Origin of the sequence: Mangrovimonas sp. CR14, assembly GCF_011764015.1 — a bacterium.
Lineage (GTDB): Bacteria > Bacteroidota > Bacteroidia > Flavobacteriales > Flavobacteriaceae > Mangrovimonas > Mangrovimonas futianensis.
On the sequence record NZ_JAAFZY010000006.1, the window covers coordinates 118,919 to 144,463 of the forward strand.

Below are 25,545 nucleotides of genomic sequence, written 5' to 3' on the forward strand. Positions count from 1 at the left end.
AAAAATTAAAAAAATGAATTGTAAAAGTTTTTTATTAACCGTTATAGGCGTTTTTTCAATGTCAGCTGCTTTTTCGCAGGCTAATATTCTTAACGCTAAAAGTCCCGATGAGATAGGGGTGAAAACTGAGGCTCAAAAGTTAGCCGATGATGATAAGCCTTTAGAGTATGGTTATGTAGACGATAGAGACGTCTTGTATTCTAGGATGATCTGGGAGAAAGTTGTTCTTGATGAGCGTGTAAACTTTCCTTTATATTATCCGGTAGATACCATGAACATTGGTAAAGATAGAAGATCATTATTTGACGTTCTATGGAAAGCAGTGAATACTGGTGAAATAGAAACTGTTTACGGTGATTCATATTTTACTAGTGAGCGTACTTTGAAAGATCTAGTTCCAGCTATGTCTAAAGTGGATACTTTGGATATTGGATATGATCAATATAACGCTGAAGGAATTGTATCTCCTGAGTATATTACAAAAAGAGATATTTCTTCTTATGATGTAAGCGCTTATTTAATTAAAGGACTTTGGTACTTTGACAAGCGTCAAGCAGAAATGAAATACCGTATTTTAGGTATTGCACCGGCTGCTCCAGACGTTAACTTTATCGACTCTGAAGATGAAGCTAACAAAGAACCAATTCCATTATTCTGGGTATTCTATCCAGATGCAAGAGGTGTTTTGCATGAAGCTAAGTCTTTCAATAACAAGAATAGTGCAATGCCATATTCGTATGATCACTTGTTAAACTCTAGAAGATTTAACGGGTATATATACAAAGAAGAAAATGTATATGGTGACCGTAAGGTTAACGAGTACATTGCAGAAAACGCTTTGATGCAATTATTGGAATCTGATAGAATTAAAGAGAAAATCAGAAACTTTGAATTGGATATGTGGGCGTACTAATAATTCCCACAACTCAATAAAATTAAAAGCCCACTATGTTTAGTGGGCTTTTTTATGATGTAAATTTGCGTTATGGAAGTTGATTATCTTATCGTAGGTTTTGGGTTGGCCGGATTGGCGTTTTCTGAGGTATTGGAAACCCAGAATAAATCTTTTTGCGTTATTAGTGATGATTCTCAGCAATCTTCTAAGGTGGCTGTAGGACTTTATAATCCTGTTATCTTAAAACGTTTTTCTGGGGTATGGAAGTCCCATGAGCAATTAGCATTGGCTTTACCTTTTTATCAGGCAATAGAAACAAAACTTGGGTGCAAAATTTTGGAGCCAATGCCTGTTTATAGAAGGTTTAATAACATCGAGGAACAAAATGCGTGGTTTGAGGCTATGGATAAGCCCGCTTTGCAGCCCTATTTGTCTCCTAATATTGTTAAAAACCATAATCTCAACATAAAAGCCGAATTTGGATTGGGTGAAGTTTTGCAGAGTGGTAGAGTGCATACTGAAAGACTTCTTTCAAAATTTCAGTCCTATTTAATTGAAAAGAATGCCTATAAACACGAACGTTTTGACCATTCACAATTAGAGATTGTAGTGGGAGGTTTTATATATGGTGAATTAAAAGCAAAACACATGGTGTTTTGTGAAGGTTATGGGGTGACAAGAAACCCATTTTTCAAAGATATCCCGCTTAATGGTACAAAGGGAGAAGTAATGGTTATTAAGTCATCAGATCTACAATTTGAGGGTATTTTAAAAGGGCCGTGTTTTATTTTGTCAGAAGGCAATGATCTTTACTCTGTTGGCGCAACCTATGATTGGGAAAGCAAAACACATGAAGTTTCCCAAAAGGGAAGGGATGAATTGGTGGAAAAGGTTAAGTCGTTGATTTCATGTGAATTTGAAGTAGTAGACCAAAAGGCAGGGATAAGACCAACTGTAAAGGATAGAAGACCATTGGTGGGGGAGCACCCCATTCATAAATCAATGTTTGTTTTAAATGGATTAGGAACAAGAGGGGTCATGATAGCTCCTTATGTTGCCAAACAATTATTTGAAAGCATTGAATTAGGGATTCCTCTTGACGATGAAATCAATGTGAATCGCTATTCTTATTAGCCCAATTTTTATTGTAATGCATAAAAATATTGATCCAAATATTGCGAGAAAGTCTCATAATGATTGGACCAAAGGCCACCAAGGTCAATACAATCGAAACAAATGCCGTTAGTAAACTTGTACCTATAAATACATAGCTTATTATAAAGGCAGCTACGGCAAAAGCAATTCCTACAGCATAACTTACATACATAGAACCGTAGAAAAAGGAAGGTTCAAGCCTATATTTAGTATGACAATGTGAGCAGTGATCGTTAATTTTCAATACATCTGGTAAGATGTAAGGGTTCTTATTGGTGTACATCGACTCCATTTGGCAAACGGGGCATGTTCCTGTAAATATGCTATATAGTTTAGTTCCTTTTTTTATCATTATTAATTCCGTTATTTTTGCCGTTTGAAAGATAATATAAAACCAAGGTATAAATCAACCTTAACACCAAATAAAATCATATATGCTGAATATACATAACCTTTCGATCTCCTTTCAAGGTGAATACCTGTTTGAAGAAATTACATTCAAATTGAGCATGGGTGACCGTGTTGGATTGATAGGAAAAAATGGAGCAGGAAAATCTACCATGTTGAAGATTTTATCTAAGGAATTGGAACCTGATTCTGGCCAAATTGCCATGGACAAGAATGTGACTATTGGTTTTTTAAAGCAGGATATAGATTTTGAATTTGGTAGAACGGTGTTAGATGAAGCTTACGAGGCATTCCGTGAAATAAAATCCCTTGAAAGTAAATTGGAGGAAATCAACCACCAACTTGTAGAAAGAACAGATTATGAAAGTGATGGTTACCACCAATTAATGGTTGATTTAAATGAAGTTCAGCACCAGTATGAAATTTTAGGAGGCTACAATTATCAAGGTGAAACCGAGAAGGTATTGCAAGGGTTAGGATTTAAGAGAGAGGATTTTAACAAACTTACAGATACCTTTTCAGGAGGATGGAGAATGCGTATCGAATTGGCCAAGTTACTTCTTCAAAACCATGATATTCTATTATTGGATGAGCCTACTAACCACTTAGATATAGAATCGATTATTTGGTTGGAAAACTTTTTGAAAAACAGTTCTGGAGCCGTAGTCATTGTCTCTCACGATAAAATGTTTTTAGACAACGTGACGAATCGTACCATTGAAATTTCCTTGGGACGTATTTATGATTACCCAAAGTCGTATTCAAAGTTTTTGGTGCTTAGGAAAGAAATTAAAGAACAGCAAATTGCTGCTCAAAAGAATCAGGAAAAACAAATACAACAAACCGAAAAACTGATTGAAAAATTTAGGGCTAAGGCTTCTAAGGCTTCCATGGCACAATCGCTTATTAAGAAACTTGATAAGATTGATAGAATTGAGGTTGATGAGGAAGATAATAGTGTGATGACACTTAATTTTCCCGTTTCTGTCACACCAGGAAAAGTCGTTTTAGAGGCTGAAGATATCTCAAAGACTTATGGAGATCTACAAGTGTTAAAGGGTATTGATTTGTTGGTGGATAGAGATAGTAAAATAGCTTTTGTAGGTCAAAATGGACAGGGTAAATCAACCTTAGCCAAAATCATAGTGGGTGATATTAAACACCAAGGTCACTTAAAGCTTGGACATAATGTTCAATTAGGATATTTTGCTCAAAACCAAGCGGAATATCTTGATGGTAATAAAACGGTATTGGACACTATGATTGACGCTGCTAATGAAAAGAATAGACCTAGGGTGAGGGATATTTTGGGAGCCTTTTTGTTTAGAGGTGATGAAGTTGATAAATATGTGCGAGTTTTATCTGGAGGTGAGAGAAATAGGTTAGCGCTTGCCAAATTGATGCTTCAACCATTTAATGTGCTCATTATGGATGAGCCTACCAACCACCTAGACATCAAGTCAAAACAAGTACTGAAAGAGGCTTTAAGGAAGTTTGAAGGAACCTTGATTTTGGTCTCACACGATAGGGACTTTTTACAAGGATTGACTAACGTGGTTTATGAATTTAAAGATCAAAAGATACGGGAGTATCTTGGAGATATCGATTTTTATTTAGAACAGCGACAAGTTGAAAACTTAAGAGAAGTCGAAAAGCGTGATGTTAAAAAGGAAACCCCAAAGGAAAGTAAGAAGGAGTCCTATGTAGATCAGAAAAAACTAAAATCCCTAAACAATAAGTTGAGTAATACGGAGTCAAAGATTAGTCAATTGGAGAAGGAGATTAAAGAGATTGATGTAGAGTTACAGACCAATTATGATGAAGTAGTTTCAGATCCGAAATTTTTTGATGCTTATCAAAAGAAAAAAGATACTTTAGAAAAATTGATGCGAGATTGGGAAGAAATTCATAGTGAAATAGATCAACTTTCATAATTAAATTTTTAGCTGTCTTAATATCAATGATTTTGGTGGTTTAGGGGTATTAATGAAGGTATTGAAGTAGGATTTAGTCAGAATTCTCTTTGCATTTCATCGAAAAAATTTGTTTTTCATCAGATTTGAGTCTAATATTGTTTAGAGATTAACCCAAATCACTAACCAATGAAGACTATTAAACTACTTATTGCCTTCTTTTTTGTTTCGGTTTATTTGTTTGCCGACGTTTCTCCTAAAGAAAAATCGGCTTTACTTGCTTTGTATGAATCTACGAATGGAAATGAATGGACTACAAAATGGGATTTAGATCAAGACGTGAACTCCTGGTTTGGTGTTGATGTAGAAAATGATCATGTAGTAGGGGTTAGTCTGGAATATAATAACCTTCAAGGGAAGTTACCAACTGAATTAGGAGACTTAGAACACTTAGAAGAACTGAATCTTGGGTTTAATAAATTAATAGGTAACATTCCACAGTCTATAGTTAGACTTCAAAATTTGAAATCACTTCAGTTATACATGAATCAATTGACAGGAAACATTCCTACTCAAGTTTGTGAATTGTCCAAGTTGGAAACCTTGAAATTGTATAGCAATCAGTTTTCTGGAGAAATTCCAAAGGAAATTAAAAATTTGACCTCATTGAAAGTACTTCATTTGGGGAGTAATGAACTTACTGGAACCATACCAAATGAAATAGAAAGTTTATCTAGTTTAGAAGTATTATGCCTGCTTGATAATAAATTGTTTGGTTCTATTCCAAAGGGTATTGGGCAACTACAACATTTAAAGGAACTTATTCTTTCCACAAATCAATTAACAGGTACTGTGCCATTTGAGTTAGGAACGCTTCCTCATCTAGATGTTTTTATGGTAAGCGATAATCAATTGGATAAGGAATATGTGAGTGTTGTTGGACAGAATCCTCCAACTATTATGAAGTTGCCTGCAAATGAGGAAGAAGGTTATGCCACAGAATTTAGCGAAGATTAATAGCCAATTATAAATTGAATTTTGAAAAAAAAGAGGTTCCCTAAGACCTCTTTTTTTTGTATCTTATTTAAATGATAGAGCACTTCTTTACATGCCCATATTGTTGGGAAACCATTTCTATGTTAATCGACGTTTCCATTAGAAATCAGGAGTATATTGAGGATTGTGAGGTGTGTTGTAATCCCATTAAAGTTCAGGCTGTTTCAAATAGTCTTGAGCTCACTGAATTTGAGGCAAAATCTATGGAGTAATAATTTTTTTAGTATTATTCTTGCATAAAGTAAAAAGGGTTGTATATTTGCAGTCCAATATCGCGGGATAGAGCAGTAGGTAGCTCGTCGGGCTCATAACCCGAAGGTCACTGGTTCGAGTCCAGTTCCCGCTACTAGCTTCGAAAGCAGATATATCAACGGTTTGGTGTTGCCAAACCGTTTTTTTATGTCTAAATTTACCACCCTATTTAACCGCGTACATGCCGCTGCACACGCCAGTGTACACGAAAACCAGTCACAAGCCCCTTTGAAAAAAGATTATTCTGGCCCTAAAATCCAAGATGCAAATGGCGACCTTTCCAAGCGTTGGTACGTCTATTTTTCCTATCGAAATCCTGAAACGGGTAAGCTCGAACGTCAGACAAATTTGACCGGTGGTGCCAACTATTTTAAAACCCGTGAGGAACGTTTGGCCGTTTTGACAGGAATTTATACCATACTCAAAAAAATGCTCGTAGCAGGGTTCTCACCTTATGAGGACAATACCGAACGCTACCAGAGATTTATGGGAGAAACAGTGGAGCCTGCCAAGAAGAAAAAGTCCAAATCCAATAAGAGTAAAAAGGCCAAAAAATCCAAAAAGAAGGTTAAGACAGTAGAGGAGCGGCCTGTAGTGGTTCCGGTGGAGACTATGGGGGAAACCGTTACCAAGGCTTTTAACTTTGCTTTGAGGATGAAGCAGATCAGTGTCAGTGAGAAATCCCACAACGATTATAAGAGCCAGGTCAAGGTGTTTTCCTCTTGGTTAAGGAAGAACTATAAGGAGGTTAAATACATCAAACAGGTGAGCCGAAAAGTAATGATGGATTTTCTAAACCATATCGAATTGACCAAAAGTTCAAGGACCAGAAATAACTATCGGACCAATTTGGGAGCTTTGTTCCAATTGTTGGAAAACAACGAGCTGATTGATAAGAATTTTGTCCATGATATTCCCAAGATTAAAACGACTCCAGTGCGACACAAAACGTACACAGAAGAGGAACTCGAAAAAATCTTCAAATATCTGGAAAAGGAGGATCCGCATTTGCTGTTATTTATCAAATTTGTTTGCTTCGGATTTTTACGACCCGTGGAAGCCTGCAGACTACGGGTGAAAGACGTTGATATGAAAAATCGCACCCTCACCTTCAAGGCCAAAAACAGTCCGTTGAAAACGAAGATTATTCCCGAAATTTTATACAACGAAATTCCGGATCTTTCGGGCTACGACCCTGAAGTTTTCCTGTTCACTCATGAAGGAATTGCGCCTTCAGAGACCAGTGACGTGGAGCGTCGTGTTTACTATACCAAAATGTTCAATAAGAAGGTTAAAAAGCCTTTCAAATTGAACCCAAACCATGGTGTTTATAGTTTCAGGCATACCTTTATTACCAAAATTTACCGTGAGATAAGAAAATCGGCTTCGCCTTTTGAGGCAAAAAGTCATTTGATGTTGATTACAGGGCATACGTCAATGGAAGCCCTAAATAAATATCTAAGGGATATTGATGCCGAATTACCAGAGGATTATTCACATTTATTTGAGAAGTCATGAAAGCAGCAAGAGTAGATGAGGAATTTCAGCGATTAATGGGACAAATGATCGTCCCATTTGTTGGTTTCATACCTTCGCAATATGTGTCCAAGGACTTTTTGAATGAGGAGCAGTATCTTTTATTCAAACCTTATGAAGATCGAATGTTTATTCATGAATTGAATGGGAATAATTATTTTGTTGAAGATGAAACCATATCCCATAAAATTTTCCTCATTAAAAAAGGCCAGTTGGAACTGAATATGATGGCACTTTGGCAATTGAAGGAAGAGGTTGGCGAACATACCTTCAAGTACTTTATCAATAGGTATGTAGCTATGGTGAATGGCTTTTTTAGATTGGCGTTGCATTTGCAGGGGAGGCAACCATTGGAGGGAAATAAACTGAATGATGACCATTGGAAAGCACTCTATTATCAATCAGATGCTTTGGGCTGGCATTTAACTCAGTTGAAGGATAACTTTTTACCTGAGAATCCAAAGGAGGTTGATCAACTGGAGGAATCCAATTCGCTGGAGCTTGAAGAAATCCAAGTGGTTTCCCAAGAAATAGTTCAGGTATTAAAACCAGAACCTAAAACATCCGAAGAAAGGAAGGCGGAACGTAAAGCCTATTTAAAAGAACTAAGGGCAAATGCTGAAAAGGATGCTCATACATTGCTTATGGGGCCTGTTTTTCCAATACTTAAAGAAAAATTAACTGATCAAAAACCATTATGAAAAGTACGTCCCAAGAAAAAGAACCTACCGTCAATTTTAGGGTTTCTGAAGATTTAAAACTGGCCATCACCCAAAAGGCTCGAGAAAAACGTCAAACAGTTAGCGCTTACTTAAGGGAAGTTTTGGAAGATGTCCATTTGGGATCATATTGTCAAAAGGAATTGGATCTATACCACGAATTTGAGTTTGCTTATTCTCCAGAATTTATTGGATTGGTTATGTGGTTGTATCGCAAACGATATGTTCAAGATTTTGAGGAGTCGGATATGGAAATAAAAAGATATATCAAAATCCTAAAGTCAATTGATGACCAACTTCCGGAATCTTTGCAGGTGGAATTTGATAAGGTTTTATTGGAACTGATGGAATTGATTCGTGAGGATAAGGATCATAAACATTATACCTATCGATTTCCTGGTTCTTCTATAAAAGAATGGAAATTTGATTATAGTCTATTGGAGAATTATTTTAGGAATAATATCAAGTCACTTTAGTCAAATTTAGAGTCTAAGCTATGGATACGAAATTTTATATTGGGGTTCTTCTCACCATCCTCGGTTTAGCCTACACGGTTTACAATGCCCAAAAGGAATCTGTAGAAGAATTATTTAAAAAGATTAGTTTGGTCAATTCGTGGTTTCTTGGTATCTATATGATAATAATAGGTGTGATTTTGCTGTTAGGTTAGAAGCCGAATTAGTTTGAAATTTTTTTAAAATTTCTTATTTTTGAAATGTATCAGGAACGCCAAAGGCGTACCAACCGAGCACAAAAGCCACGGTGGTTTAGAATACGGACAATTGGGTCAAAATAAATGAATTCTCAATGTTTTGCTTTTTAGATTTTCCTGATACTTAATTTAAAATTAAAGTATCATGACTCCAGTTTCCCTTACGTATGACAATCGTGAATTGATGGGTGAAGTTATTACCCGCAATAAGTTTTATTTGGAAGTTCAGCTATTGTCCCCTTATCAATATTGTCCCGCTAAGTTGTACATTTCCGGATTTGCTCGGTCAAATATGTCCTTTTTAACAGATTTTGGGGATAAGTGTATAGAGGATCTACTTATTAAGAGTTATGATAAGGCGAAGGCTATTTATAACAAATTAGATCGGTTTGCGAATTTCTATGTAAACTTGAAAGAGGAAAAGTCCGCGTTAAATCATTTACCTGATTCAGATGTGAAAAAGAAAATAAGTAGGAAATTGGAAGATTGGTTTTTCCATAGCGCTTTCACTTCTTCAATTACTGGTATTATTATACCGGAGACCGAAAGGGGTTTTATTTTTAATATTTTGGATGATTACTCAAGGTTTTTAGAGTCTAGTGATTCAATAGAATTATTTTAATTTCATGTGATAAAAACACGTGATAAATTTGTGATACAAAATTATCACAATGTTGTTTTTCGTTGTTGCACTTTGTTAATTTCGTTGAAAAGGCTCTAAAATAAGGGTTTTTTGGCAATCTATCCAAAAACAACAATGGTTTGTCTGGTTGATAATTTTTTATTTATCAATAGGTCCTAATAAACCAAGAAAGGAGCTTGACCAAAAGTATTTTATTGGCAATTACCCCATCTTTTCTTACCTTGTTTAAAATCTCGGTTTATGTGTTTTCATACTTCTACAACCAATAAAGTCAAAAAACTTGAAGCATTTTATAGCGTGGATTTGGTAGACGAGTCCATGAGACCCTATTTTGATACTCCCAAGTACCACATGAATGGTTTTTCACACCCCAATATGTTGGTGATTCCTCAAGAAAAATCCCATGTGCTTGCTCCTGGTTTATGGGGCATTGTCCCTGACAACAAACAACCAGATGAAATCAAGCCGTATTTTAAAGAAGCGGTGAGGTATGGGGGAGGCTTAAATGCTCAATCCGAAAAAGTATTTGATCATTTTATTTACCGTAATTCCATCATGGAACAGCGCTGTGTCATCCCGGTTTCTGGTTTTTTTGAACCTCATGATCACAAAAAGAAAAAATATCCGTTCCATATCAAATCAAAAGAAGATTCGGTCTTGTCTCTTGCTGGAATATATACCATGGTTGGCACCTATTTAACTTTTACCATTCTTACCAAAAAGGCCAGTCCCATGTTTGAGAAAATCCACAACCTTAAAAAAAGGCAGCCGGTTATTTTATCCCAGGAAGATGCCCACAATTGGTTGTCGGTTGATTTAAATCAAAACGATATTTCAAGTTTGCTTACAGAAACTTATCCAGAGAATCGGTTGGAAGCCTATCCGGTGAGTAAAGACTTGTTTAGTCCCAAGGTGGATTCTAATGTGAGTACGATACTTGAGAAAGTGGAGTATGAAGAATTAAGCCTTTAAAATTTTCCGTTGATTTTATCCATGTAAATCTATTGCTGTTGTGTCTCCGTACCCTATAAATTATTTATTTTAGAGGTATGAAATTAGACCAACAATCCCCGCTTCTTTTAAAAATAATTTTAGTCTTCTTTTTTGGGTTTATTTCCTCATCCATTGGCCAAAATGCCGCTGATAGTGCCAGGTTTTATTACTACAAAGCATTGAAACCGGAAACACCTTCCGATCTTTCTAAAGCATATGTGTTTTATACAAAATCAGCTGATGAAAACTTGAATAGTGGTGATTTATTTCAAGCCGTTCAAGATTTGAGAATGGTTTCTAACCTTGAAATGGAAATGGGTTTTAATAATAATAGTGAAGAATCCGCAGTAACGGCATTAGAGCTATTGGATAAATTACCTGTTGACAGTTTGACCAACACCGCAAGAAAGGGGCTTTATCATCACTTAGGTAGGGTTTACAGGTCACTTGAAGCCTATGATACTGCCTTGACGTATTACAACAGATCTTTTGAGTTAGCAATGTCAGTTAGTGATAGTGCTAATATTTATAATAATATGGGTAATATTTATCTGGATAGTAAGGATTATAAAATGGCAGAAGAAAAGCTCGGTATGGCTTATCAAAGGAGTTTATTGACCTCGGATAGTATTCTTATTGCCAGAACTCTAGATAATTTGTCTTTTGTCCAAAGTAAATTGGATAAACCAGAAGGAGTCAATGGTATGCTGCAAGCATTAGAACTAAGAGAGCTCTTAAAGGATTATAGAGGTCTTTATTCCAGTCACTCGCACTTATATCAATATGGAATGAGCCTGAAAGATACAGGATGGAGCAAATATCATATCAATGAGGCGCTAAAAATAGCTAAGAGGTTAAATAGTGATTCCTATTTACAAGATTCCTGGACTAAAAAATTGATTCTGGAGGGTGATCCGAAGATTTCCAAGTATATACGGCTATCGGATAGTATTTATGAAGCTAGACAAAACGTAAAAAATGGCTTCGCGGCTATGCAATATGATTTTTATAAAGAAAAGAAGCGTGCGGATGAAATGAAATTACTTCAGCTGAAGGAGAAACAAAAAAAGACCGTCTTTCAAATTGTAGGAGGGCTTTTGATTATCATGGGACTTTTGGGCTATGTTTTGTTAAGGAACAAGTATGAAAAAGAAAAATTGGAGAAGGTATTCGAAACAGAATCCATGTTGTCAAAAAAAGTTCATGACGAAATAGCCAATGATGTGTATCACTTAATGACCAAACTGCAAACAGGTACAGATTCCAAATCGGAAGAGGTGATGGATCACTTAGAGGTCGTTTATAAAAAGTCCAGAAATATTTCAAAGGCACACGCTTCCATGGAGTGGGAAGGTCCATTTGAAACCCATTTAATGGGGATATTGAAAGGGTTTAATTCAAGGGAAGTCAATGTCCTTACCAAAAATATGGCAAATATAGAATGGGGCAAGGTGTCGAAAAACAAAAAAATGGTATTGTATCGTGTGTTGCAAGAGCTGATGGTTAATATGAAAAAGCATAGTGGAGCCTCGTTAGTGGTGGTTTCCTTTGAAAAATTAGGTGCTAAAACCCAAATAAAGTACTCCGATAATGGGATTGGCACGGAATTGAAAAAGACTGGTGGACTCCTCAATGCGGAAAACCGTATTCAGGGTGTGGATGGAACCATTACTTTTGAATCAAGCCCTAACAAGGGATTTAAAGCAACCTTAAATATTTAGATGTGTTTTCAAAAGTTTTGACAGTCGATGATTTGGGTAGTATCAACCAAGGTTTAAATACCATTTTGGAAACCTTGGGTGTGAAGGAGATTCATCAATCTCATTATTGTGATGAGGCTTTATTAAAAATCAAGAAATCCAATATGGATGGAAACCCATTTCAATTGGTGATTACCGATTTGTCTTTTAAACCTGATCACCACAATCAAAAAATTGTTTCTGGCGAAGGTTTGGCTGAGGCTATTAAAGAAGAGTTTCCAGATACTAAAGTCATTGTCTATTCCATAGAAGATCGAATCCATCCCATAAAGCGATTAATACAACAATTGCAAGTTGAAGGTTATGTGTGTAAAGGAAGAAGAGGATTGCAGGAACTTTCAGAGGCCATAAAAAGGGTTTATGAAGATCAAATTTTTCTTTCTTCTGAAGTCTCGGGTGTTCTTCATAGTAATAACGATTTAGAAATTGACGATTTTGACATTGAGTTGCTTAGACAATTGTCCTTTGGATTGTCTCAAAATGACATTAGTGATTATCTAAAGAAAAAAAATATGACTCCAAGCAGTCTGAGTTCCATTGAAAAGAGAATCAGTAAACTACGTGTGCAATTTAAGGCCAATAATGTGATTCATTTGGTCGCTATCTCTAAAGATTTAGGACTAATTTAAGGTCCTTGTGGAAAACCGTAAGGAAAAACATTAATGAGAATTTACATTTGCTCAGAGCTATTATCAATAAGTTCTTAGGGAGAGCAATGTATTTCATTCATACATTGTAAAAAGCACCTCAAATTGGGGTGCTTTTTTTTGAACCTTATTATCACAAAAAGAAAAAATATCCGTTCCATATCAAATCAAAAGAAGAATCTGACCTTTCGCTTGAGGGAAAAAATATCATGGTAGGCACCTTTTTAACTTTTACCATTCTTAATAAAAAGGCCAGTTCCATGTTTGAGAAAACCCACAACCATAAAAAAAAGATAGCCTGTTATTTTATTCCAGGAAGATGCCCACAATTGGTTGTCGGTTGATTTAAATCATGGCGATATTTCAAGTTTGCTTACAGAAACTTATCCTGAGAATCTTTTGGAAGCCTATCCGGTTAGTAAAGACTTTTTAGTCCCAAGGTGGATTCTAATGTGAGTACGATACTTGAGAAAGTTCATTATGAGGAACTAAGCCTTTAAAGTAGGTATTGCAAAATACTTGAAGGAACTAGTTTTTATTACTATTATGTTAGGAAAATAAACAAAAGATTTATTTTTTGTTGTTTATTCCTACAAAAATTTTATATTTGGAATTCCTCTAACTAACTGATTGATAGTCTGAAGTGTCTTTTTCGGGCTGTATGACTTCTCTATGTCTTTTTTGTAGATGGTTTTGGTTTGTTTCTGATGCTTTGGAAAAAACCGATTAATTAACCAGCTAAACCATCAACATCATGAAAAATCATTTCCTATTAGGGATGTTCTTATTCCTTAGTTTTATTAATCTATACTCCCAAGAGAAGACTTTTACAGTTATATGTGAGGAGAAAATTAAAGAACTTAACTCAAAATATATTGAGACACACGAATCATATCAAGCGGCTGTAAATGAGCTTGATTCTTTGAAGCAACAGATGGATGTTGCTATAGATGATCAATTACTGGAAGCTATTAAAAAGGCAAACACTGAAAAACAAGATTATTGTGATAGCCTAAATAATATTGTAACTCTTTTTAAAAGTCATGAAGCCGTATGTGGCATTGATGATGAAAAACTAAAAGAATTGTTGGGTGATAGTGACATTTCTGAGTTTGAAACAGAATGTGGGGGAACTCAATCATCAGAAGAAATAAGCGTGTATTTATACTACGGTAAAGATAAAGTTATAAACGAAGATATATTTGATGATAACAATAAGGAAACCGAAGTTATAAAAAGTGTTTTATCTGCTGAGGTAGAAGACAATTATTTAGCAGATATAACGATTCCTAAAGATGGCGAAGAATTTAATTTTTATAAGTATTCAGGAAAAGATTTCAACGCCATGCCTGATGTTTTCTATAAATTTAGAAGTGTACATTTTGAAATTTCAGAAGGTGTTTTCGCTGATATCAGAGCTATTGTGGAAACTGAGGATGGAAACCTCCATATCTTTGAAAATGAAATAGGTGTCAGTATTTTGAAATTTTCAACAGTGGGAAAGAAGAACTATCTTTTTTATAGACATTCCATCAGAAAGGGAGTTCCAAATAAAAAATATCAGGAGGATAAAATTAAAGATTGGTCTGTCAAGCTTTCCGATGTTTTGGTATATAACTATAAGTTAGGAAGTAATTATACGCCTAGTGATCTGGTACTTGAACTACCTGTTAAGGATGCCGAAGGAAACCAGACGAATAAACAAGGCCCAGCCACCTATAAAATCAAGGAAAACACCCAATTATCAAGTATTGTAGAATTACGCGCCTACACTGATTTTTTAGCCTTGTTCGGTGATTCTGACAATGGTCTAGTACAATTTGAAGGTAAAGCTAATTTCTATATCAATCCATATCCTCTTGCCCTTTTTGGTAATGCCAATTTGGTGGAATTTCAGTTTTTTGACAAGGTATCGCCTTTGGTTAATTATTCTAGGTTTGATGAGGATACAAGGTATATTGAGACTGCTTATGATAGCGTTTCTGGGAACTATATGTTCAATAGGGAGCTGGATTTAGTTGAAAAGCGTTATTTAACGATGGGTATTGATTTAAATATATTCAAATTTAAAAAGAAGGGATTGCCGGTTTGCTTGGATTTGTTTGGTACTTTAAATTACCAATTGTCTGAATTAAAAATGGACGAAAATTTAACCCACCTTAAAGCTGTGAGTTATGGTCCTGGAGCACGACTTAGGTTTAAAAAGTTTAATAATTTTGGATTTTACTACACGCTCAATTTTTCTTGGTATGATTATGGAAATTTTAATGAAATATCAGAGCTTAATTTCCCAAAAAAGTTTCGGGTATTTAGGAATGAATTTGAGGTGTTTTACTTTCCAAATAAGAATCCCAGTCAATCTATATTCCTGCGTTTAAGAACATTTAATAATTCTGAGCCAAAAAATAATGAGGCATTTTATCAGTTCCAATTCGGATATAGATTCTCAGTGGGTGCAAAAGCCGTTAAAAAGGGTTGATTCATATTTTTGTACTTCAGACTGATAAAAGTAAAGTCTAATACTTTAGTCGGGTAATTTACTTTTTAGTGAAAGATTGTTTTTTAAATAATAAGTAGTTATAGTTTTGAGAGATGTTTTAAAAGTTATTATATTTAAACTCTCCCTTATGTAATGCACCTTATAACAGGTAAGAATTGAGTTATTTACCCAACTAAATGAACAAAAAACAACTTACGGAACGGGATATCTGTACTAAGTTTATAAACCCAGCTATTCAAAAAGCAGGATGGAATATGCGAACTCAAGTAAGGGAAGAAGTCTCCTTCACAGATGGTCGGATTATCGTTCAAGGGAAATTATATACAAGAGGGAAAAAGAAACGAGCCGACTATATTCTCTACTACAAGCCTAACATTCCAATTGCAATTATTGAAGCTAAAGATAATAGGCATAAAATTGGGGATGGAATGCAACAAGCCTTAGAGTATTCCGAAATATTGCAAATTCCATTTGTGTTTACATCAAATGGTGATTCGTTTGTGTTTCATGACAAGACAAAAACGTCCGGACAAATTGAACAGGAAATAAGTCTGGAAGATTTTCCATCACCTGAAACACTTTGGGATAAGTACAGCCAAAAAGAAGGTCTTGATAAGCCCCAAGTACAGGAGGTAGTGACTCAGGATTATTATTTAGACGATAGTGGCATGTCTCCAAGATATTACCAGCAAAATGCTATCAATCGTACCGTGGAGGCCATTGCAAAAGGTCAGAATCGGATCCTCTTGGTTATGGCAACAGGTACAGGTAAAACCTATACGGCCTTTAATATCATTTGGAGGTTATGGAAGAACGGAGTTAAAAAAAGAATCCTGTTTTTAGCAGACCGTAACGCTTTATTGACCCAAACCAAGAACGGTGACTTTTCACCCTTTGGTAATGACATTATGCATATTATCAAACACCGAAAAATTGATAAATCCTATCAAATCTATTTTGCCTTGTACCAAGGTTTAACTGGTACAGATGAATCCAAAAACGCCTACAAAGAGTTTAGTCGTGATTTTTTTGATTTGGTGGTGATTGATGAGTGTCATCGGGGTTCAGCTTCTGAGGCTTCGGCTTGGAGAGAAGTACTAGATTATTTTGAGTCGGCAACGCAAATAGGTCTGACGGCCACACCTAAAGAAACCAAAGACGTATCCAATATGGAATACTTTGGCGAACCGGTGTATACGTATTCGTTGAAGCAAGGTATTGAAGATGGTTTTTTAGCACCATACAAAGTAGTTCGTATTTCCATGAATGTTGATGAAGGTTGGAGGCCAACAGAAGGTTTAATTGACAAATACGGTAACGAAGTACAAGACCGTATTTATAACCTTAAAGATTATGACCGTAATTTGGTCATTGACGAACGCACCATCGAAGTGGCTAAAAAAATAACCGAATACCTTAAAACGACGGACCGCTTTGCTAAAACCATTGTATTCTGTACAGATATAGATCATGCCAACCGCATGCGTCAAGCTTTAATCAATGAGAATGCCGATTTAGTTGCCAAACATTGGAACTACTGTGTTAAGATTACTGGAGATGATGAGGTGGGTAAACAGGAGCTAGACAATTTTACCGATGTTGAAGAACGCTTTCCTGTAATTGCCACCACGTCTAAAATGCTCACCACGGGCATTGATACAAAGATGGTCAAGTTCATAGTTCTAGAGGCTAATATTGGCTCGATGACCGAGTTTAAACAAATTGTGGGGCGTGGGACGCGTATTCGTGAAGCCGATGGGAAAGTCTATTTTACCATTATGGATTTCCGAAAAGCAACTAACTTATTTGCCGACCCAGATTTTGATGGGGACCCAGTACAAATCTATGAGCCTGATTATCAGGATCCAGTGGTGCCACCGGATATTATTGATGACCAGAAGGGGCTTCCAATAGAAGACGACATGCAACCAGCCATTTTAAAACCCTCGAATCCTAATATAGACATTAATGAAGAAGAAGATGAGGTGACAAAGTACTATGTCAATAACATCAAGGTGATGGTAGCTAATGAACGGGTACAGTATTACGGCAAAGACGGAAAATTAATTACTGAATCACTTAAAGATTATACCAAAACTAACATAAAAAGTGAGTTTCAATCCTTAGATGCCTTTATGCAAAAGTGGCAAACCTCCGAAAGTAAAGAGGAATTGTTGGCTGAATTGGCTGACCATGGTGTGTTGATTGAAGCTTTAAAAGAAGAGGTGGGGCAAGATTTAGATCCGTTTGATCTCATTTGTCACGTGGCTTACGACCAACCACCTTTAACCAGACAGGAACGTGCCAACAAGGTTCGTAAACGTAACTACTTTGCTAAGTATAGCGAAAAGGCCCAGAAAGTTCTTCAAAGTTTATTAGAGAAATACGAACAAGAGGGTATCCTGTCCATAGAAAAAGGTTCAGTGCTAAAAGTACAGCCCTTAAGTCAAATGGGCTCGCCTGTAGAATTAGTGCGTGCTTTTGGCAAGCGAAAAGACTTTGAGCAAGCCATCCAAGAATTAGAAAACGAAATTTATAAAGAAGGAGCTTAATTATGAATTGTCAATTTTCTGAAACACAATTTGTAATGGGCTATTTAGGTGAATACTTTAATAGATATAGAGCCATGTATCCAAATCGTAATCCACCTTTTTCATTACCAACCACATCTGTTGAGCCCATTTTAGGCTCTGATTTTATTTTGGTTGATTTGAGCTATATTGAGTTTTATCAATTCAAAAGAAGTCATTATATAAGAACTAGAAGGGGAGATGCAGAAATTAATGCGGGAATCCCTAAAAGCTTCAGACCTTATTACAGATTCGAAATTTACAATGATTCCAGTAATGGGAGTATTCCTCAATTTGATAGATTAAGAGATATAGCAAGGTTGCATCCGAGATTTAGAACTTTCTATTGTGCACCAAAATTTTATACTAATAGGGAATTTCAAGAATATTTTTGGAGACAACAGATTATTGATAACTCGGCAATTATTGACTGTAATCAATTCAACCAAACAAGATTTCGCCCGCCACATTTTAATATTGATGATGGAGATCGACATTTTATGGTTTATAATGACACATCTAATAGGGGATATTTATGTTCAGAAATGAAAGAATTTAATTTAACACATGATATTCTAAAAGAAATAAAAGAAGATAGAATTGAAAATGATGATGGGAATGAAAATACAAACTCAAGTGGTGAAGAGCTGATTAATAAATTATTTTTTGCATTAATGGAATTAGATGAAACCTCCAAACCAAATATAAAAGATCAAAATTCTCCAGCTGAAAAATTAGCATATTCAATAAACCTATTATTTACAAAGTGTAATATTGTAACCCAACTCAAATTTAAATAAATGAGTAACATAACAACCAACATTAAAGGCATTCGCGATATCATGCGAAAAGACACAGGAGTCGATGGCGATGCACAACGTATCTCGCAAATGGTCTGGATGCTCTTTATGAAAATATTTGCCGATAAAGAAGAAGAATGGGAAATCACCATAGATGATTATGAAAGCCCCATTCCCGAAAACCTAAAATGGAGCAACTGGGCAGAAGATGACGAAGGTTTAACAGGTGATGCTTTAATGGAATTTATCAATAACGAACTGTTCCCCACCTTAAAGGACTTGGACATCACCATAAGTCCACAAGCCAAAATCATTCGTTCGGTATTTGAGGATACCTACAACTATATGAAAAACGGAACCCTGTTCCGTCAGGTCATCAATGAAATTGACAAGATAGATTTCAACAGTTCAGAAGACCGACACCTCTTTAACGACATTTACGAAACCATCTTAAAAGAACTACAATCTGCAGGTGGCTCTGGGGAGTACTACACACCACGAGCCGTAACCCAGTTTATGGTAGATATCAGCAATCCGCAATTGGGCGAAACGGTATTGGACCCAGCTTGTGGTACAGGTGGCTTTTTAACCTGCACGATTGACTATGTGCGCAATCAGGTAAAAACACCGCAAGACCGAGAGGTGTTGCAAAAAGCCATTCGTGGTATAGAGAAAAAACCCTTGCCGCATTTATTGTGTACCACCAATCTCATGTTGCACGGTTTCGATTTACCAGCGGTAAATCGTGGTAACTATTTAAACAAACCCTATGCCGATTGGGGCAGCAAAGACAAAGTAGATGTTATTCTTACAAATCCACCCTTTGGTGGTGTTGAGGAAGATGGTACCGAAACCAATTTCCCAAGCAAGTTTAGAACCAAAGAAACGGCCGACTTGTTCTTGGCATTAATCATTAAACTCTTAAAATCTAACGGTCGTGCTGCAGTGGTCTTACCCGATGGCACCTTGTTTGGCGAAGGTGTAAAAACCAGACTCAAACAAGAATTGCTAGAGCGTTGCAACCTACATACCATAGTGCGTTTACCCAATGGTGTGTTTAACCCATACACAGGCATTAAAACCAACCTGTTGTTTTTTGAAAAAGGCACACCAACCAAAGAGGTCTGGTATTTTGAACATCCGTATCCTAAAGGCGTAAAAAGTTATAATAAAACCAAGCCGATTCACATAAAGGAGTTTGATTTAGAAAAGCAATGGTGGAATAAACGCGAAGAAAATAAATACGCTTGGAAAGTACCTGTGGAAGATATTGTGGCGCGCAATTACAACTTGGATATTAAAAACCCACATCAGGAAGCAGACGATTTAGCTGCACCAGAAGAATTGTTGGAACAATATGAAGCTACCGAAAAAAGTATTGATACCATCCAACAAAAAATAATGGATGTCTTAAACGAAGCCTTAAACTAAAACCAACTTGTCATTCTGAACTTGTTTCAGAATCTCATAAAGTATGAATCACTAAACACGACACACCAAAAACCAAACACCAAACTAGTGAAACACCTCTTACAACATTTTAAAACCCTTACCAAGCATCCAAAAAATGCCGAAGAATTAAAAGGCTTGATTCTGCAATTGGCTATACAAGGCAAACTGACTGAAAACTGGCGACAAGAAAACCCAAATGTAGAACCAGCTTCAAAATTGTTAGAGCAAATTAAGGAGGAAAAGAAAAGTTTAATTGCTCAGAAGAAGATAAGGCTTGAAAAGCCTAAGAAGGAGTTTATGAAAGAAAGTTTTGATTTTGAAATTCCTAAAAATTGGGAGGCTAGAAATATCACTGAATTTTATAGTACTATCGGAAGTAAAGTTAATCAGGTAAAATCAAAAGATTATCTAGAAAGTGGAGAATACCCAGTTGTTTCTCAAGGGAAAAAACTAATTGAAGGGTATTATAATGATAAAAGTAAACTTTTAAAATTAGCAAAACCTGTAATTGTATTTGGTGACCATACAAAAATTGTAAAATATATTGATTTCGATTTTATAATTGGAGCAGATGGGACTAAAATTCTAGAAACGTTTAAGGGTATAAATACTTCTTATTTCTATTTGCATTGTTGCTTTTATGATTTATCTGATAAGGGTTATGCAAGACATTACAGTTTATTAAAACAACAAGCCTTTTGTTTACCACCACTCGAAGAACAAAAAGCCATTGTAGACATAGTCAATGAGTTATTTAAAGAAGTTGAGCAATTAGAAGAGCAAACAAAAATCAGCATTCAGCTCAAAGAAGATTTTGTAACCTCGGCATTGAAAGGTTTATCTCAAACAGAAAATGTAAACCAAGAATGGCAATTTTTACAAACTCATTTTACCGAGTTCTTTACCGAAAAGTCGACTATAAAACAACTACGGGAAACCATTTTGCAATTAGCCGTTCAAGGCAAACTCACTCAAAAATGGCGCTCTCGTCATCCCGAGCTTGTCGAGGGATCTCACCACGCCAACGAACTCTTAAAACGCATCCAAACCGAAAAAAAACAGCTCATTGCCCAAAAGAAACTCAAAAAAGAAAAACCACTACCACCAATTGAAGACCACGAAAAACCGTATGACTTACCAGAAGGTTGGGTTTGGTGTAGAATGAGTGAAATTACAGAGTCTATGACAAACGGCTTATATAAACCAGCAAAATTCTACACCGATAATGGAATTATAAGTTTACGAATGTACAATATACAATCTGGTGATATTATATTTGATAATGCCAAAAGAGTTGAGGTTGACGAAGGTGAATTGAATAGATATTGCTTGTTAGAAAATGACCTTTTGATTAACAGAGTGAATAGTTATGAGTTAATTGGAAAAACAGCCATAATTCCATTTTTTGGTGAACCTTTAGTCTATGAAAGTATGAATATTAGAACTAGGCTGATTTTGAAAGATAAATTGGCAGTATTTATTAATTTGGTTTTTCAAAGTAGGTTTGCTCGTGAATATTTAATGAGTAAAGCTAAACAGGCAATAGGTCAGGCTTCTATTAACCAAACTAATATTTCCACTTTTGCAATTCCCCTTCCACCACTCGAAGAACAAAAAGCCATTGTTAAGCAGGTGAATAGTTTAATGGCCTTATGCGATAGTTTAGAAGAACATGTAGATAACAGCCAAACTCAAATAGAGCAGCTCATGCAAAGTTGTTTGAGGGAGGTTTTTGAAGATAGAAAGGAGGTTGCTTATGAATAATCCTATTGCTTTTTCATTGGCAGATATAGAATTTAAAAGATTGAACGAAGCATATCCTAATATGCGGAACAATCAGGACATTGGTAACTATGGTGAGCATGTAGTGAAATTGTATCTAGAGTCAATAGGAGCAACTAATGTGTTAATAGGGGGGAAGAAAATTGATATACAAGCTAATATTAATGGTAAGAATACTAAATATGAAGTTAAATCAACAACTAAATCTGATATTACTTTTAATAATCTAAAAGTTTCTAGCCCAAAAGATTATGAGCTTATTAAAGCTGGTATGGAAATTATCAGGGTTTGTAAAATAGGTCAACAAACTTTGGATTTATATTTTTTAAAGTTTGGTAGAGATTTTACTTTAAAGGAAGAGCCAAGATGGAGGTTATCAAAAATTAAATAATTATGTTTCCACTAGCACCACTCGAAGAACAAAAAGCCATTGCTGAGCAAGTAAACAATTTAATGGCCTTATGCGATAGTTTAGAAGAACACATAGAAAATAGCCAAACCCAAATAGAGCAACTCATGCAAAGTTGTTTGCGGGAGGTTTTTCAATCAAAAAAAAAACATGTTGATGTTTAATTTTTTATTTGGTCTTTTTAAATTTAAGAAAAAAAGGAGGCAAGAGCCAAACAGATTGCCTGATGATTATTCAGATTTTGATTTTGTCAATATGACCGAGTTATATTATAAAAATCCATGGTTGACGAAAGATGAAAATCCAATGGGCTTAGAAAGTTTATGGTTTGATTGTAATAACAATATTGAAAAATTAGTTTTAAAAAGATTAATTAATAAATTTAAATATGTCGACCAGCAAGATGCAAAAGCACGCACCAAAATTGTTTTAGAAAAATGTATAGATGATTGGTTGTTAAAACCGGATAACACTTTATTTATTGCTTTCAAAATTGAAGAGTTTGCAGATGGTTCATCTATCGCGTTAAACTTTATTAGGGCGCGAATAAGTGAGATTAGTGAGTTATGGAAGGTCAATAATTTTATTGGCGATTTACACAGAGGCAAAAGGAGATTCAGGGACGGAAACTTACGAAATGTAGTTTTAATTGATGATTTTGTTGGAACCGGCGGAACTGCCAAAAAAAGAATTGATGATGTTAAAAAGGATATGTTGGAGAAAAACAAAGATTTAAATCTTTTTGTTTTTTCTTTGGGTGGTATGATAAGCGGAAAAAGAAAAATTGAATCCTGTAAGGTTAAATATGCTTGCACATATTTAATTGATAAAGGGACGAATATTGCATTTCCAAAACCTATTAATTTTCTTGCTCGTAAGAGAATATTAAAAATGGAAGATTTACTTCATGAAGGCAGTATTAATCTTCCATTGAATAAATTTTCCTTGGGTTATGAAAAATCTGAGGCCTTGTATTCCTGGAATGTATTCAATATTCCAAATAACAATTATCCAATTTTTTGGTGGAACCAATATAAAAATGGTAGCAGACGAAAACCAATCTTTACTAGATCTCAATAAATATGAAAAACTCTCATAAACTTTATCAAGTTTTATCCATGTTTGAAACGGAAAATGTTGAAATTAAGGTTTTGAAGCAATACTTCACGCCAATCTATTTAGCTGACCAAATACATTCACTTGAAAACTCAGGTTTAATAGAGGTTGATTGGAAAAAAAAGCAAATAAAACAAACAGGAATGAATTTGGCGTCTCTGGTTAAAAAGAAAGAAGAAATAAGCAAATTTGAAAGGACTAGGCCAAAATCCCTGAATGATAAAAAAATAGAAGTGAACGAACCATATCTAAAAATAAAAGGAGGGAAAGGATTAGAAGATGGAGTGTAGTCGCTCCAGTAAAGCTTAGGCTGTTTTAACCATTGTGATGATTTGTTAGAACTGAAACATGCAAGGGCAGTTTCAGCGATAATAATTCATCTCAAATCGAATGGAAAAGATTTATTTCGAATTATTATGTAATCCTTTCTCTCTAATTTTATGAGTGCTAATTATCAAATAAAAGATTGGGAAGAATTAATAAATAACTCTTCACTTTCCAAAAAGGAAAAGAAGGAGAAATTATTTTTTATAAGAAGCGCATATCACAACGGAGTCCCAGTAATTTTAGACTTAGATCATTTGGCCCATCTTTTAGGGTTAAAAGTTGGAGTTCTATCGGCCATGATAAAAAAGCCCCTTCGCTTTTATCGCCAATTTAAAATTCCAAAAAAAAGAGGTGGATTTAGGGATATTGTTACTCCATATGAATCTTTACTTGAAGTTCAGCAATGGATTGTTGAACATGTACTAAGTAAATTTCAAGTTCATGATGCAGCACACGCATATGTGAAAAAACGAAATATAGCACAAAACGCCTCAATTCATGTAGGTTGTGATGAAATGCTAAAAATTGATTTAAAAGACTTTTTCCCTTCAATTAAGATACCAAGAGTTAGAGAGTTATTCAACCGCGTTGGTTATAGTAAGGAAGTCTCCTACTATCTTACTAATCTTTGTTGTTTGAACGGTAGTATTCCTCAAGGAGCAGCCTCTAGCCCTATGATTAGTAATATTATTCTTTTCAATCTCGATAAAAGACTTTCTGTTTTTTCTAAAAACCATGGTGTTAAATATTCCAGATATGCAGATGATTTGGTGTTTTCAGGTAACTTTCAATCTTTTGGCTTTAAAAATTTGGTAATTATGAATATTGAAGATGAAGGGTTTAAGGCAAATACAGACAAAACAAGAGAATACTGTGAGGGCCATAGAAAAATGATAACAGGTATAGTTGTAGAAAAGGATAGAATAAGATTGCCCAAAGCAAAAAGAAGAGAGATTAGAACGGAAGTATACTTTTTAATGAAATATGGTATTTTTGATCAGGTCAAAAGGTACAATGACATTTATTATGCAGATAGAGTATTGGGAAGGTTGAACTATTGGAAACAAATAGAACCTAATAATGAATATGTGATTGATTCAATTAAATCTATTAAAAAGCTTTACGAAGAGACTCTGAAACAAATTTCAACATGATTCTCTATTTATTAGTTTGATTTATTTTAACATTCTCTTTTATGAAGTATGACAAAATACCAGATATAGAACTATTCACCGATGGTGGCGCAGAACCCAACCCTGGGAAAGGCGGGTATGGGGTAATATTGAGTTACAAAGGGAGACAAAAGGAGTTTTTTGAAGGATATGAGCTTACGACTAATAACCGAATGGAATTAATGGCTGTGATTTTTGGTCTTGAACAAATAAAAACCAAGGCAAAAGTTACCGTGTATTCCGATTCTAAATATGTTGTGGATGGCATAGTACAAGGTTGGGCAGCAAATTGGGAAAGAAACAATTGGATCCGTAAAAAGGGCAACTTAGTTCTTAACAAAGATTTATGGGAGAGATTACTGGATGTTATCGATAAACATGAGGTAACATTTAATTGGGTAAAAGGTCACGCTGGCCATGTAGAGAATGAACGTTGTGATGCCCTAGCCAATAAAGGGATTAACTCAGAAAATAAAATGAAGGACGAAGGGTATTTAGATTACCTAGAAAATATTGAGTATTACCAAGAACAGAAAATAGGAAAGGAAGGGGACTTGTGTAGAAAGTGTCAGACACCAGTTATCAAAAAGAGTCCCAAAAAACGAAAAATCATAAAAAACCAAAATTATTATTTTGAGTATTATATGTTCTGCCCCAACTGTAGAGCGATGTATATGGTAGAAGAGGCAAAAAAGGAAGTGCCTGATGGAAATACCTTATTCTAGCCT

25 protein-coding genes, 1 tRNA gene and 1 riboswitch are annotated in these 25,545 nt (G+C 35.3%); of the genes, 25 read left to right on the forward strand and 1 reads right to left on the reverse strand.

Features of this window, described 5'->3' with window-relative positions:
* The first annotated feature begins 13 nt into the window (after nucleotides 1–13).
* Nucleotides 14–913, forward strand: coding sequence for a gliding motility protein GldN (gldN, locus tag GZ212_RS13010; RefSeq protein ID WP_166961039.1), 900 nt, complete (start codon nucleotides 14–16; stop codon nucleotides 911–913).
* Nucleotides 914–985: 72 nt separating this feature from the next.
* Nucleotides 986–2,029, forward strand: coding sequence for an FAD-binding oxidoreductase (locus GZ212_RS13015; RefSeq protein ID WP_166961042.1), 1,044 nt, complete (start codon nucleotides 986–988; stop codon nucleotides 2,027–2,029).
* On the opposite strand, the gene GZ212_RS13020 is transcribed toward GZ212_RS13015, so the two are convergent.
* Nucleotides 2,004–2,402, reverse strand: coding sequence for a DUF983 domain-containing protein (locus tag GZ212_RS13020; protein WP_166961045.1), 399 nt, complete (start codon nucleotides 2,400–2,402; stop codon nucleotides 2,004–2,006). The two genes, GZ212_RS13015 and GZ212_RS13020, sit on opposite strands and share 26 nt — an antisense overlap.
* A gap of 82 nt (nucleotides 2,403–2,484) precedes the next feature.
* Between GZ212_RS13020 and GZ212_RS13025 the strand changes: the two genes are divergently transcribed.
* The 23 genes from GZ212_RS13025 to rnhA all read left to right on the forward strand — a co-directional run bounded on the left by GZ212_RS13025 (nucleotide 2,485) and on the right by rnhA (nucleotide 25,542).
* Nucleotides 2,485–4,392 (forward strand): ATP-binding cassette domain-containing protein, encoded by a 1,908-nt coding sequence (locus GZ212_RS13025; RefSeq protein WP_166961048.1) that lies wholly within the window; start codon nucleotides 2,485–2,487, stop codon nucleotides 4,390–4,392.
* Nucleotides 4,393–4,560: 168 nt separating this feature from the next.
* Entirely contained in the window at nucleotides 4,561–5,388 is an 828-nt protein-coding gene (locus tag GZ212_RS13030; protein WP_166961051.1) for a Two component regulator three Y domain protein, read from the forward strand.
* A gap of 71 nt (nucleotides 5,389–5,459) precedes the next feature.
* Entirely contained in the window at nucleotides 5,460–5,639 is a 180-nt protein-coding gene (locus tag GZ212_RS13035; RefSeq protein ID WP_166961054.1) for a CPXCG motif-containing cysteine-rich protein, read from the forward strand.
* A 61-nt stretch (nucleotides 5,640–5,700) separates the two neighbouring features.
* Nucleotides 5,701–5,773, forward strand: a tRNA-Met gene (locus tag GZ212_RS13040).
* Between the two features lie 53 nt (nucleotides 5,774–5,826).
* Nucleotides 5,827–7,197, forward strand: a complete 1,371-nt coding sequence (locus GZ212_RS13045) for a site-specific integrase (protein ID WP_166961057.1) — start codon at nucleotides 5,827–5,829, stop codon at nucleotides 7,195–7,197.
* Nucleotides 7,194–7,916: a hypothetical protein gene (locus GZ212_RS13050; protein WP_166961060.1), complete on the forward strand. Its 723-nt coding sequence runs from the start codon at nucleotides 7,194–7,196 to the stop codon at nucleotides 7,914–7,916. The genes GZ212_RS13045 and GZ212_RS13050 overlap by 4 nt, the downstream gene beginning before the upstream one ends.
* The gene (locus GZ212_RS13055; RefSeq protein ID WP_166961064.1) at nucleotides 7,913–8,410 is read left to right on the forward strand and encodes a hypothetical protein; all 498 of its coding nucleotides are present in this window, start codon (nucleotides 7,913–7,915) and stop codon (nucleotides 8,408–8,410) included. The genes GZ212_RS13050 and GZ212_RS13055 overlap by 4 nt, the downstream gene beginning before the upstream one ends.
* 20 nt (nucleotides 8,411–8,430) lie before the next feature.
* Nucleotides 8,431–8,604, forward strand: coding sequence for a hypothetical protein (locus tag GZ212_RS13060; protein ID WP_166961067.1), 174 nt, complete (start codon nucleotides 8,431–8,433; stop codon nucleotides 8,602–8,604).
* Between the two features lie 42 nt (nucleotides 8,605–8,646).
* A riboswitch (SAM-I-IV-variant riboswitch) is annotated at nucleotides 8,647–8,739 on the forward strand.
* A 52-nt stretch (nucleotides 8,740–8,791) separates the two neighbouring features.
* The gene (locus GZ212_RS13065; protein ID WP_166961070.1) at nucleotides 8,792–9,268 is read left to right on the forward strand and encodes a hypothetical protein; all 477 of its coding nucleotides are present in this window, start codon (nucleotides 8,792–8,794) and stop codon (nucleotides 9,266–9,268) included.
* A gap of 261 nt (nucleotides 9,269–9,529) precedes the next feature.
* Nucleotides 9,530–10,261: an SOS response-associated peptidase gene (locus GZ212_RS13070; RefSeq protein ID WP_166961073.1), complete on the forward strand. Its 732-nt coding sequence runs from the start codon at nucleotides 9,530–9,532 to the stop codon at nucleotides 10,259–10,261.
* A gap of 77 nt (nucleotides 10,262–10,338) precedes the next feature.
* Complete coding sequence (locus tag GZ212_RS13075) at nucleotides 10,339–12,003, forward strand: tetratricopeptide repeat protein (RefSeq protein ID WP_166961076.1); 1,665 nt, start codon at nucleotides 10,339–10,341, stop codon at nucleotides 12,001–12,003.
* A 2-nt stretch (nucleotides 12,004–12,005) separates the two neighbouring features.
* Nucleotides 12,006–12,671 (forward strand): response regulator, encoded by a 666-nt coding sequence (locus GZ212_RS13080; protein WP_166961079.1) that lies wholly within the window; start codon nucleotides 12,006–12,008, stop codon nucleotides 12,669–12,671.
* A gap of 772 nt (nucleotides 12,672–13,443) precedes the next feature.
* Entirely contained in the window at nucleotides 13,444–15,168 is a 1,725-nt protein-coding gene (locus GZ212_RS13085; RefSeq protein WP_166961082.1) for a hypothetical protein, read from the forward strand.
* Between the two features lie 197 nt (nucleotides 15,169–15,365).
* Nucleotides 15,366–17,741, forward strand: coding sequence for an EcoAI/FtnUII family type I restriction enzme subunit R (hsdR, locus tag GZ212_RS13090; RefSeq protein ID WP_166961085.1), 2,376 nt, complete (start codon nucleotides 15,366–15,368; stop codon nucleotides 17,739–17,741).
* A gap of 2 nt (nucleotides 17,742–17,743) precedes the next feature.
* On the forward strand, nucleotides 17,744–18,559 hold the full coding sequence (locus tag GZ212_RS13095) for a hypothetical protein (protein WP_166961088.1): 816 nt from the start codon (nucleotides 17,744–17,746) through the stop codon (nucleotides 18,557–18,559).
* On the forward strand, nucleotides 18,560–19,990 hold the full coding sequence (locus tag GZ212_RS13100; protein ID WP_166961091.1) for a class I SAM-dependent DNA methyltransferase: 1,431 nt from the start codon (nucleotides 18,560–18,562) through the stop codon (nucleotides 19,988–19,990).
* An 87-nt stretch (nucleotides 19,991–20,077) separates the two neighbouring features.
* A complete protein-coding gene (locus GZ212_RS13105) occupies nucleotides 20,078–21,775 on the forward strand; it encodes a restriction endonuclease subunit S (protein WP_166961094.1) in 1,698 nt (565 codons plus the stop codon).
* Entirely contained in the window at nucleotides 21,768–22,184 is a 417-nt protein-coding gene (locus GZ212_RS13110; protein ID WP_166961098.1) for a hypothetical protein, read from the forward strand. Before GZ212_RS13105 ends, GZ212_RS13110 begins: the two co-directional genes overlap by 8 nt.
* A 2-nt stretch (nucleotides 22,185–22,186) precedes the next feature.
* Nucleotides 22,187–22,366 carry a hypothetical protein gene (locus tag GZ212_RS13115; protein ID WP_166961100.1) on the forward strand — a complete coding sequence of 60 codons (180 nt, stop codon included), beginning with the start codon at nucleotides 22,187–22,189 and terminating at the stop codon, nucleotides 22,364–22,366.
* The gene (locus GZ212_RS13120) at nucleotides 22,359–23,282 is read left to right on the forward strand and encodes a hypothetical protein (RefSeq protein WP_166961104.1); all 924 of its coding nucleotides are present in this window, start codon (nucleotides 22,359–22,361) and stop codon (nucleotides 23,280–23,282) included. The genes GZ212_RS13115 and GZ212_RS13120 overlap by 8 nt, the downstream gene beginning before the upstream one ends.
* 2 nt (nucleotides 23,283–23,284) lie before the next feature.
* Complete coding sequence (locus GZ212_RS13125; RefSeq protein WP_166961107.1) at nucleotides 23,285–23,608, forward strand: hypothetical protein; 324 nt, start codon at nucleotides 23,285–23,287, stop codon at nucleotides 23,606–23,608.
* Nucleotides 23,609–23,758: 150 nt separating this feature from the next.
* Nucleotides 23,759–24,799 (forward strand): retron St85 family RNA-directed DNA polymerase, encoded by a 1,041-nt coding sequence (locus GZ212_RS13130; RefSeq protein ID WP_166961110.1) that lies wholly within the window; start codon nucleotides 23,759–23,761, stop codon nucleotides 24,797–24,799.
* A 41-nt stretch (nucleotides 24,800–24,840) separates the two neighbouring features.
* The gene (gene rnhA / locus GZ212_RS13135; RefSeq protein WP_206080445.1) at nucleotides 24,841–25,542 is read left to right on the forward strand and encodes a ribonuclease HI; all 702 of its coding nucleotides are present in this window, start codon (nucleotides 24,841–24,843) and stop codon (nucleotides 25,540–25,542) included.
* Nucleotides 25,543–25,545 lie beyond the last annotated feature (3 nt).

What these genes read in the sequence shown, in the direction of transcription:
- gldN (WP_166961039.1), top strand. Translation starts at nt 14, where the DNA reads ATGAATTGTAAAAGTTTTTTATTAACCGTTATAGGCGTTTTTTCAATG.
- GZ212_RS13015 (WP_166961042.1), top strand. Translation starts at nt 986, where the DNA reads ATGGAAGTTGATTATCTTATCGTAGGTTTTGGGTTGGCCGGATTGGCG.
- GZ212_RS13020 (WP_166961045.1), bottom strand. Translation starts at nt 2,402, where the DNA reads ATGATAAAAAAAGGAACTAAACTATATAGCATATTTACAGGAACATGC.
- GZ212_RS13025 (WP_166961048.1), top strand. Translation starts at nt 2,485, where the DNA reads ATGCTGAATATACATAACCTTTCGATCTCCTTTCAAGGTGAATACCTG.
- GZ212_RS13030 (WP_166961051.1), top strand. Translation starts at nt 4,561, where the DNA reads ATGAAGACTATTAAACTACTTATTGCCTTCTTTTTTGTTTCGGTTTAT.
- GZ212_RS13035 (WP_166961054.1), top strand. Translation starts at nt 5,460, where the DNA reads ATGATAGAGCACTTCTTTACATGCCCATATTGTTGGGAAACCATTTCT.
- GZ212_RS13045 (WP_166961057.1), top strand. Translation starts at nt 5,827, where the DNA reads ATGTCTAAATTTACCACCCTATTTAACCGCGTACATGCCGCTGCACAC.
- GZ212_RS13050 (WP_166961060.1), top strand. Translation starts at nt 7,194, where the DNA reads ATGAAAGCAGCAAGAGTAGATGAGGAATTTCAGCGATTAATGGGACAA.
- GZ212_RS13055 (WP_166961064.1), top strand. Translation starts at nt 7,913, where the DNA reads ATGAAAAGTACGTCCCAAGAAAAAGAACCTACCGTCAATTTTAGGGTT.
- GZ212_RS13060 (WP_166961067.1), top strand. Translation starts at nt 8,431, where the DNA reads ATGGATACGAAATTTTATATTGGGGTTCTTCTCACCATCCTCGGTTTA.
- GZ212_RS13065 (WP_166961070.1), top strand. Translation starts at nt 8,792, where the DNA reads ATGACTCCAGTTTCCCTTACGTATGACAATCGTGAATTGATGGGTGAA.
- GZ212_RS13070 (WP_166961073.1), top strand. Translation starts at nt 9,530, where the DNA reads ATGTGTTTTCATACTTCTACAACCAATAAAGTCAAAAAACTTGAAGCA.
- GZ212_RS13075 (WP_166961076.1), top strand. Translation starts at nt 10,339, where the DNA reads ATGAAATTAGACCAACAATCCCCGCTTCTTTTAAAAATAATTTTAGTC.
- GZ212_RS13085 (WP_166961082.1), top strand. Translation starts at nt 13,444, where the DNA reads ATGAAAAATCATTTCCTATTAGGGATGTTCTTATTCCTTAGTTTTATT.
- hsdR (WP_166961085.1), top strand. Translation starts at nt 15,366, where the DNA reads ATGAACAAAAAACAACTTACGGAACGGGATATCTGTACTAAGTTTATA.
- GZ212_RS13095 (WP_166961088.1), top strand. Translation starts at nt 17,744, where the DNA reads ATGAATTGTCAATTTTCTGAAACACAATTTGTAATGGGCTATTTAGGT.
- GZ212_RS13100 (WP_166961091.1), top strand. Translation starts at nt 18,560, where the DNA reads ATGAGTAACATAACAACCAACATTAAAGGCATTCGCGATATCATGCGA.
- GZ212_RS13110 (WP_166961098.1), top strand. Translation starts at nt 21,768, where the DNA reads ATGAATAATCCTATTGCTTTTTCATTGGCAGATATAGAATTTAAAAGA.
- GZ212_RS13115 (WP_166961100.1), top strand. Translation starts at nt 22,187, where the DNA reads ATGTTTCCACTAGCACCACTCGAAGAACAAAAAGCCATTGCTGAGCAA.
- GZ212_RS13120 (WP_166961104.1), top strand. Translation starts at nt 22,359, where the DNA reads ATGTTTAATTTTTTATTTGGTCTTTTTAAATTTAAGAAAAAAAGGAGG.
- GZ212_RS13125 (WP_166961107.1), top strand. Translation starts at nt 23,285, where the DNA reads ATGAAAAACTCTCATAAACTTTATCAAGTTTTATCCATGTTTGAAACG.
- GZ212_RS13130 (WP_166961110.1), top strand. Translation starts at nt 23,759, where the DNA reads ATGAGTGCTAATTATCAAATAAAAGATTGGGAAGAATTAATAAATAAC.
- rnhA (WP_206080445.1), top strand. Translation starts at nt 24,841, where the DNA reads ATGAAGTATGACAAAATACCAGATATAGAACTATTCACCGATGGTGGC.